Here is an 8,382-nt window from a genome sequence, read left to right as displayed (position 1 = left end):
CATCAGGCCAGCACATATTGATAGGCCACTTTTCCTCTACAGCCACCTGTTTCTGGTGCCTTTCCTGATTCAGTCCCAATTTTCGTGGCCGTTGCGACATCCTGCCCTGCTCCTTCTTTTTGTCACCTTTGCTGCTATCCTGACTGCCCAGTATCCACTTAAGTCTTTGTCCCCGTCTACTTTGGTGCGCACATTACTGGCTGCGATTTTTTTTGTTGGCCTGATGGTAAGCGGTTTCCTTTATATGCAAGAGCGCGATATCGCTCGTTTCAAAAAAAACTTTATGACCCAGCCGCTGGGAACAACGCTGGACGAGTTTGCGGTTTTGGCGGGGAGGCCTTACAGTGCGTACCGCGTTCTGCACAATACCATGCCTCAATATGTTGTCACCGCACTTGCTTCACCGGATGATTCTTTTGCCCAGCACATTCTGCCCTATAGTGAGCAGTTGGTACAGCTTGAAGGGGCGGGCGGGCAGTGGTATGATCTGGCCCGATTGTATTTACGACTCGGGCGGGAAAAAGACGCCGAGACGGCGATCTGGAAAGCGTATGCGCTGAAGCCGATGGATCAGACAATCTTTGATTTTCTGCATCACTTAAATGTCATCAAAGCGTCACGCGCCACCGGGCGACCGATTGAATCGTTTTACCCAAAAATGATTGAGCCGATTAAAATCAATATGCTGGAGCCTGGCGATGATTGATGTTGAATTCAGAAATATTTCCAAAACCTACAACCCGGGGTTGTTCAAGAAGAAAGTTCTTGCCGTTGATCAACTCAACCTGCGCATCCCTCAGGGGCAGGTTTTTGGTCTGATCGGCCCCAACGGGGCCGGCAAGAGCACCACCATTCGCATGTTGCTCGGCTTGATTCGCCCCAGCCAGGGCACCATTCTGTTTCGGGGTGCGCCGCTCGATATCACCACCATGCAGCACGAAGTCGGCTATCTGCCGGAAAATCCCTATCTCTACGATCACCTCACCCTGCGCGAACTGCTGGCCTTTTGCGGCACGACCTCCGGGCTGAGTCGCACCGTGACAACCCAACGCGGCGACGCGCTCCTGCAACGGCTGGAGTTGACCGCTGCGGCAAAACGACCGTTGCGCAGTTTTTCCAAGGGGATGCTGCAACGTGCCGGCATCTGCTTTGCACTGTTGCACGATCCGGCGCTGGTGATTCTTGATGAACCGATGTCCGGGCTTGACCCGCTGGGCCGAAAAATGGTTTTTGATCTGGTGATGGAACTCAAAGAACGGGGCAAAACGATTTTCTTTTGTTCGCACATTCTCAGTGATGTCGAGCGGCTTTGTGATCGCATCGGCATCATGGTTGGTGGCAGGCTGGTCGATGAAATTAGCGCAGCAGACTTTGCGCAACAGTTAAAAGCCACCGTTGCTCTGGAGCTGGACGGATGTTCGGTCGCACTCCGTGACCGGTTGACCCCGCTGGTTGAAGCGGTTGAGGTCAAGAATGAGCGGCATACGGTCACTCTGTTGCCGGGCAACCTGTATCCGGTGATTGAATTGATCAGCGAGCACGGTGCCACGGTTGTCTCCTGTCAGTCCGCTCAGGTGCCGCTGGAGAGTCACTTTTTTCGCGTCGTCAAGGGGGCAGCCCAATGAGAAACAGTGTCGCGCTCGCCAAAATCACCTTTCTCGAAGGGATTCGCAACCGTTCCCTCTTCGGGATCGCCCTTTTTTCGCTCTTTATCCTCGGCCTCAATATCGCGATTGCCGGGTTTTTTATGCGCGATATCGGCAAAGTGTCGGTCGATATGAACATGAGTGCGCTGACCTTTGCCGGAATTTTGTTGATTTTTTTCGTCGGACTGAATCTCATCACCAAAGATATCGATAAAAAAACCATTCAGCTTGTGTTGTCCAAACCGGTCACGCGCTTTGAATATATTTTTGGCAAATATATTGGCATCGTCTTTTTTACCCTCTTTTCACTGACCATTCTGCTCGCTATGTCGTGTGTCACCCTGGTGGTGCTGATGCACTTTAATGCCGATTATTTTTTCGATTTCAGCTGGATGAATTATTTCCTGGCCGCGTTTTTCGTCTTTGTCAAGTTTGCCCTGCTGACTGCTATTGTCATTTTTTTCAGTTCGATTGCCACCAGTGCTTTTGTCGCCCTGATTTGCTCGCTCTCTGTTTATATTGTTGGTGTGACGATTGAGGATGTGATTTTCTATCTCCGCTCAGAGATTGCCATTCAGGAAAAAGTGGTCTCTGCGTCGCTGGAACGATTTCTTGATGTTATTGCTTTTCTGATTCCGAATTTTTCGGTTTTTGATCTGACCATGGAGGCCGCACACGGCCTGTTGATTACCCCCGACCGGGTTCTCTGGTCGTTGCTCTATGCAGCTGTCTATATTGCCCTGTTGCTCCTGGCGGCGGCGGTTATTTTTGCCCGGCGCGAGTTTTTCTGATGACGTTACGTTCCGGCCTGTTGATGATCGTCCTGCTGCTGGCACTGCTCTACCCGTTGAGTCAGTCGATCTGGGTGGAGCGTTACCGGATCCAGTCCGGGATTCCCGCCGGATATGTCATCCCCTCGCAGTACAGCCGCGTTCTGTCGCTGGGCAATCGTGGTCTGTTGTCCGATCTCCTTTTTCTCAAGGCCGTTTCGTTCTTTGGCGGGCGCTCAATTGTCGGGCAAAAAATGACAGCAGAGGACTGGAATTATCTGGTTGCGAGCCTGGAGGTGATCACCGATCTCGATCCGTATTTCCTTGATCCGTATTTCCTCGCTGAAGGGTTGCTGGCCTGGGATGCCGGGCTGCCGCTCAAGGCCAACAAAATTCTCGATAAAGGGATTGAACACCGCCCCGACGACTGGCGCTTGCCGTTCTTCGCCGGCTTCAATCTCTTCTACTTTGTACAGGATTATCCCGCCGCTGCCGACTACATCATGCGCGCCGCGCAACTGCCGGGCAGCCCCGATTATTTGCAGACTCTCGCCGGCCGCCTGGCCTATTACGGGGGCAAGTCAATGACGGCGCTCCTGTTCCTCCGCGAGATGATTGAAGAATCCGATGATCCCCTGCTGCGCAAACGACTGGCAAAAAGACTGTTGGCCTTAGAGGGTGCGGTCAAGATCGAAGAAGCCGTGGCAAAATATATCGAAGCTGAGGGGCAGTCACCAAAAGCCATGGCGGCACTGGTCGATAAGGGGTATATTGACGCCTTGCCGGAGGATCCCTACGGCGGTCGTTGGGGATTGTTGCACAACGGGCGGGTGTTCAGCACCAGCAAGTTTGCCGATCATGTGATTGAATCTGCACCGGGAAATTGATGAAATCTTGTAACTGTTCAGCATGATGGAAAAAATCAAAACAAAAGCTATTTAACAGGGATACAAGGGATAAAGGAGATAAAACATAAAGGTCTATGTGGTTTAAAAGCCAAACAATGCCGCCCTGACTTTGCCGTTATCCCTTTCATCCCCTTTATCCCTGTTAAAAAAAGTTTTTTCACTGTGTGCTGAATAGTTATGAAATCTTTAAATATCTGTGCATATATGGCATAAATTTGATAGTGTGATGACTCCAGAATAACACTATTGGGACTGCGGCGATGATCACTGATCAGGACAAAAAAACTATTCAAGAAGTTGCTCGTAAATACAATGCATCTCAGGTCATTCTGTTTGGATCGTCACTTTCCGATGCGACCGAAAGCAATGATATTGATATCGCTGTAGATGGCATTGCCGATAAAGACTACTTTTCCTTCTACGGCGAATTGATTTGCACACTTTCAAAACCTGTTGATGTTATTGATCTTTCAGTCAGCTCAAAATTTAACGATCTGGTGCTACGTGAAGGAATATCCATTTGTGACTGATTATGCCGCACGCTAAAGAAGTTGTGTGCGTATTTGCCCAATTTAAATTCGAACTGACAGCACAGGGATTCTGATGGGCATCAAGTCCGCGCGGGCAGTTGAGAGTAGAACGCCCGGATGCGACCACCCCCCGGCCATCGGGGCGAGAGAACGTTGGGCAAAGGGGTTTGCTGTGAACAAAGAAGACATCAAAGAGCGAATCGTAAGAGCCTTGCTGCCACTAGAACCTGAAAAGGTCATCTTGTTCGGGTCTTATGCGCAAAACACGCAAACCGATGACAGCGATGTCGATCTGTACATTGTCAGCAAAGAGGATTTCGTCCCGGCCAGTTACGCCCAAAACATCCAGCATTACAAAAAGTATTCGCGCCCTCTGAAAGAACTGAAGCAGAAAGTTGCCGTCGATTTGCTGATACATACCCGGGCGATGAACAGAATCTTCGAAAGCAGCGGCAGCTCTTTTTCTCGTGAGATTCTGCGTTCTGGCGAGCGGTTGCTATGAAAAATGGTAACTATTCAGCACACCGTGAAAAAACTTTTTTAACAGGGATAAAGGGGATGAAAGGGATAACGGCAAAGTCAGGGCGGCATTGCCTGGTTTTAAACCACATAGACCTTTATGTTTTGTCCCCTTTATCCCTTGTATCCCTGTTAAATAGCATTTGTTTTGGTTTTTTCCATCATGCTGAACAGTTACAAAAAATGGAAGATCCCCGATGAACGAGGACATTGATGCGCACGTCAGGCAGGTGTTGACAGGCTTTCCTCATATCTCGTTTGCTTTGTTGTTTGGTTCCCTGGCCACGGGGCGTCAGCACGCCGGGAGTGATCTTGATCTGGCCGTTGCTGCGGACAAGGCGTTGTCGACTGATCAACGCATGGCGCTCATCAATGCCCTCGCGGCGCGCTGTGGCCGTCCGGTTGATCTGGTCGACCTGAAGACGGTGACCGAGCCCTTGCTGGGGCAGGTTTTGCGTTATGGCCGGAGGATTCTGGGGAGTGATGCCATGTACGGCAGATTGATCAGTCATCATCTTTTTGAACAGGCTGATTTTATGCCTTATCGAAACCGGGTGCTTGCGGAAAGACGACAACGATGGATCGGGAAGTAATCGAACAAAAGCTGGAATCGTTGCGCCGCTGTGTGCAGCGTATTGAATCGAAGTCACCGTCTTCTGCGGCGGAACTTGGCGCCGACCTTGATTTGCAGGATATTATCGCCCTCAACCTGAGCCGGGCGGTACAGCTTTGTGTCGATATCGGTGCGCACCTGATCGCCGGATTGGAGGACGTGCCCCCGCCCGGAACCATGGGTGAAACATTCGATCTGCTGGCCCAGAAAGCCGTACTAAACAATGAGTTGGCTGAAAATCTAAAAAAAGCTGTTGGTTTCCGTAATGTTGCGGTTCACAATTATGAGCGTATCAATTGGGACATTGTTTACAGTATTACAAAATTTCACCTTCAGGATTTTTCTGAATTTGCCAGCGTGGTCACAACAAGACTGAATGCGTAACCATCTGCGCGCCCGATTTACAACGAGGGAACGTTGGGCAAAGGGGTTTGATGTGAACAAAGAAGACATCAAAGAGCGAAGTGTGAGGATAAAAGTATGGATCAGGACATCCGCTGGCAGCAACGCTATCAACAGTTCACAAAAAGCTACAATCTCCTGCTGACAGCTCTGGCTATCGAAAATCCAAACGACGTTGAGCGTGCCGGCCTTATACAGTTTTTTGAAATGACTCTTGAACTCGGCTGGAAACTGCTCAAGGACTATCAGGAAGCAGAGGGGTACACCATCACCAGTCCGCGTCACGCAATCAAGCAGGCTTTTCAAAGTGGACTCATAGAACAGGGGCATGACTGGCTCCAGGCATTAGCGGACCGCAATTTGACCACACATACCTACAATGAAAATACGGCTCGGCAGGTCGAAAAGGATATTCGTGAGAAGTACAGTCCTTTTTTGCGGGAGCTCAACGCGATATTCCTTGTGAAATCGCAGGCGACGACATGACGACTTTTGACTGTGGCCTGACAGCGGAGGACATGGCCGTCATCGTTGCCGCCATCAAGTCTTTCCCGGATGTCAGGAAGGTCATCCTGTTCGGCTCCCGCGCCAAGGGCAGCTACAAGCCAGGCTCAGACATCGACCTGGCCATCGAAGCCGGTCACAGCGGGCACAGCACCGCCACCGGTCTGGCCGCCAAGCTCAACGAAGAATCCTCCTTGCCCTACATGTTCGATGTTGTTGATTTATCCGGTATTGCTGAAGAGTCACTTCTTGAGCATATCCAGCGAGTCGGAAAGGTGATTTATCAGCGGCAAACAGCTTGATTCGATTCCGATGCCAGCGATGTCGATCTGTACATTGTCAGCAAAGAGGATTTCGTCCCGGCCAGTTACGCGCAAGACATGCAGCATGACAAAAAGTATTCGCACCCTCTGAAGGGACTGAAGCAGAAAGTTGCCGTCGATTTGCTGATACATACCCGGGCGATGAACAGAATCTTCGAAAGCAGCGGCAGCTCTTTTTTTCGTGAGATTCTGCGTTCTGGCGAGCGGTTGCTGTAAAAAAAGACTGGATGCGTAACCAGCTGCGCGCCCGATTCCGGGCGTTCCCACGCGGGAGCGTGGGAACGAGAGAGAGCGACAGTACCACATGAGTAAACCTCAAATCACCGTCTACACGCCCGATTCCTCCCTGGCCAAACCTTCGCTGATGTTGCGCGAGATGTGGCGTGACCTGCTGGCCTCACGTGAGCTGGCCTGGCGGCTGGCGGTGCGTGACATCAGTGCCCAGTATCGCCAGGCATTTCTTGGCATCCTGTGGGCGTTTATTCTGCCGTTGGCCAACACCCTGGCCTGGATCTTCCTCAACAGCTCAGGGGTGGTGAAAATTGCCGACACCTCTTTGCCCTATCCGGTCTATGTTTTTACCGGCACCATGCTCTGGGCGATCTTCATGGATGCCCTCAATGCGCCGCTGCAACAGGCCGTTGCCGCCAAGTCGATGCTGGCCAAACTCAACTTCCCGCGCGAAGCGTTGATTGTTTCGGGAATCTATCAGACCCTGTTCAACGCCGCGATCAAAATCGCGCTGCTGCTCGTCGCGCTGATTGTCATGGGCATCAATCCCGGCTGGAACCTGCTGCTTTTCCCGCTGGGTGTCGTGTCGCTCATCCTTGTCGGCACCGCCCTGGGGCTGTTCATTACGCCGGTAGGGTTGTTGTACAGCGACGTCGGCAAGGCGTTGCCGCTACTGATGCAATTTTTGATGTATGCCACGCCGGTGGTTTTTGCCATGCCTAAAGAAGGTTTTGCTGCCACCCTGTTTACCTTTAACCCGCTCACCCCGCTGATCCTGACCTCGCGTGACTGGTTGACCGGATTTTGCCCCGAGTATCTCGGCTACTTTTTTCTGGTAAATTTTGCCGCAGTTGTTCTTCTGCTGGTGGTCTGGGTGGTGTACCGGCTGGCCATGCCGATTCTGATCGAGCGGATGAGTGCGTAAAGGGACGGGATAATGCCTGAAATTTGCCGATTTCTCGGGATCGTTATCAGCATGTATTTTGATGAGCACAATCCACCTCATTTCCACGCGCGATATAATGATTATCGTGCAGTGGTCGGAATTCGGGATCTGAACGTGCTTGACGGCTACCTGCCGGGAAGGGTCCGTGGGTTGGTCGAGGAGTGGGCCGAAATTCATCAGAGTGAACTTCTGGGAATGTGGGAATCGAAAGATTTCCATAAACTCGAACCACTGATCTAAGGAGAGCCGCATGGTAAGGATTCAGGAGGCGGTGTATGTCGGAAACTATTGTATCCGTCTACGTTTTGATACTGGCGAGGAGGGAGTGGCCGACCTGGCCGAGGTGATTGGAAAATACAAAGAAGCTCGGTCTCTCCTTGATCAAGCTGAATTTGCGCGATTTTATCTTGACGAATGGCCGACCCTCGTATGGCCGTGCGGGTTCGATCTTTCGCCGGAAATGCTTTATGAGAGGGTGACCGGGAAGCGACCGGCATGGCTGGCAGACACTGTGCATGAGGACGAAAACCGGTATGAATCGGGTGAGACAAAATAGATGTCTGATACCCTGATCACAGTTCAGAACGTCTCAAAAAAATTCTGCCGTTCCCTCAAAAAATCTCTCTGGTATGGAATGCAGGATTTGGGGAGGGAAATTACCGGACGGCGGCATGGCGGTGAGGGGGAGTTGCGGTCGGAGGAGTTCTGGGCGGTCAAGGATGTGTCGTTTGAGTTGAAGCGGGGGGAATGTCTGGGGTTGATCGGCCCGAATGGGGCGGGGAAAAGTACCCTTTTAAAAATGCTCAACGGGCTGATCAAACCAGATGCCGGGCGGATCGAAATGCGTGGCAGGGTGGGGGCTTTGATCGAACTGGGGGCGGGATTTAACCCGGTTTTGACCGGACGCGAGAATGTTTATGTTAATGGGTCGGTGCTGGGTTTTTCTAAAGATGAAATCGATCGTAAGCTTGATGAAATTATAGCTTTTGC

14 protein-coding genes are annotated in these 8,382 nt (G+C 51.3%); all 14 read left to right on the top strand.

All coding sequences use genetic code 11. From position 1 onward, the window contains the following. The coding region (locus tag K0A93_13325) for a hypothetical protein (GenBank protein MBW6513069.1) at window positions 1–706 on the top strand (706 nt) is incomplete at its 5' end. Next, the gene (locus K0A93_13320; protein MBW6513068.1) at window positions 699–1,625 is read left to right on the top strand and encodes an ABC transporter ATP-binding protein; all 927 of its coding nucleotides are present in this window, start codon (window positions 699–701) and stop codon (window positions 1,623–1,625) included. The genes K0A93_13325 and K0A93_13320, both read left to right, overlap by 8 nt. Further along, entirely contained in the window at window positions 1,622–2,437 is an 816-nt protein-coding gene (locus K0A93_13315; GenBank protein ID MBW6513067.1) for an ABC transporter permease, read from the top strand. Before K0A93_13320 ends, K0A93_13315 begins: the two co-directional genes overlap by 4 nt. After that, complete coding sequence (locus K0A93_13310; GenBank protein MBW6513066.1) at window positions 2,437–3,303, top strand: hypothetical protein; 867 nt, start codon at window positions 2,437–2,439, stop codon at window positions 3,301–3,303. Before K0A93_13315 ends, K0A93_13310 begins: the two co-directional genes overlap by 1 nt. A 281-nt stretch (window positions 3,304–3,584) precedes the next feature. After that, entirely contained in the window at window positions 3,585–3,854 is a 270-nt protein-coding gene (locus tag K0A93_13305) for a nucleotidyltransferase domain-containing protein (GenBank protein MBW6513065.1), read from the top strand. A 172-nt stretch (window positions 3,855–4,026) separates the two neighbouring features. Further along, entirely contained in the window at window positions 4,027–4,356 is a 330-nt protein-coding gene (locus K0A93_13300) for a nucleotidyltransferase domain-containing protein (GenBank protein ID MBW6513064.1), read from the top strand. Window positions 4,357–4,570: 214 nt separating this feature from the next. Continuing rightward, window positions 4,571–4,966 (top strand): nucleotidyltransferase domain-containing protein, encoded by a 396-nt coding sequence (locus K0A93_13295; protein MBW6513063.1) that lies wholly within the window; start codon window positions 4,571–4,573, stop codon window positions 4,964–4,966. Continuing rightward, window positions 4,951–5,370, top strand: a complete 420-nt coding sequence (locus K0A93_13290) for a DUF86 domain-containing protein (GenBank protein ID MBW6513062.1) — start codon at window positions 4,951–4,953, stop codon at window positions 5,368–5,370. Before K0A93_13295 ends, K0A93_13290 begins: the two co-directional genes overlap by 16 nt. Before the next feature lie 96 nt (window positions 5,371–5,466). Then, complete coding sequence (locus tag K0A93_13285) at window positions 5,467–5,874, top strand: nucleotidyltransferase substrate binding protein (GenBank protein MBW6513061.1); 408 nt, start codon at window positions 5,467–5,469, stop codon at window positions 5,872–5,874. Further along, entirely contained in the window at window positions 5,871–6,194 is a 324-nt protein-coding gene (locus K0A93_13280) for a nucleotidyltransferase domain-containing protein (GenBank protein ID MBW6513060.1), read from the top strand. Before K0A93_13285 ends, K0A93_13280 begins: the two co-directional genes overlap by 4 nt. A 325-nt stretch (window positions 6,195–6,519) precedes the next feature. After that, window positions 6,520–7,371 (top strand): ABC transporter permease, encoded by an 852-nt coding sequence (locus K0A93_13275; protein MBW6513059.1) that lies wholly within the window; start codon window positions 6,520–6,522, stop codon window positions 7,369–7,371. A 12-nt stretch (window positions 7,372–7,383) separates the two neighbouring features. Then, window positions 7,384–7,632: a DUF4160 domain-containing protein gene (locus K0A93_13270; GenBank protein ID MBW6513058.1), complete on the top strand. Its 249-nt coding sequence runs from the start codon at window positions 7,384–7,386 to the stop codon at window positions 7,630–7,632. Window positions 7,633–7,642: 10 nt separating this feature from the next. After that, window positions 7,643–7,948 carry a DUF2442 domain-containing protein gene (locus K0A93_13265; GenBank protein ID MBW6513057.1) on the top strand — a complete coding sequence of 102 codons (306 nt, stop codon included), beginning with the start codon at window positions 7,643–7,645 and terminating at the stop codon, window positions 7,946–7,948. Next, window positions 7,949–8,382 (top strand): ATP-binding cassette domain-containing protein (locus K0A93_13260; GenBank protein ID MBW6513056.1); only part of this gene is annotated, 434 nt, incomplete at its 3' end.

It is taken from the genome of Desulfuromonadaceae bacterium (assembly GCA_019429445.1).
In the GTDB taxonomy this organism is placed as follows: Bacteria; Desulfobacterota; Desulfuromonadia; order Desulfuromonadales; family JAHYIW01; genus JAHYIW01.
This window is presented reverse-complemented; position numbering and strand designations above follow the sequence as displayed.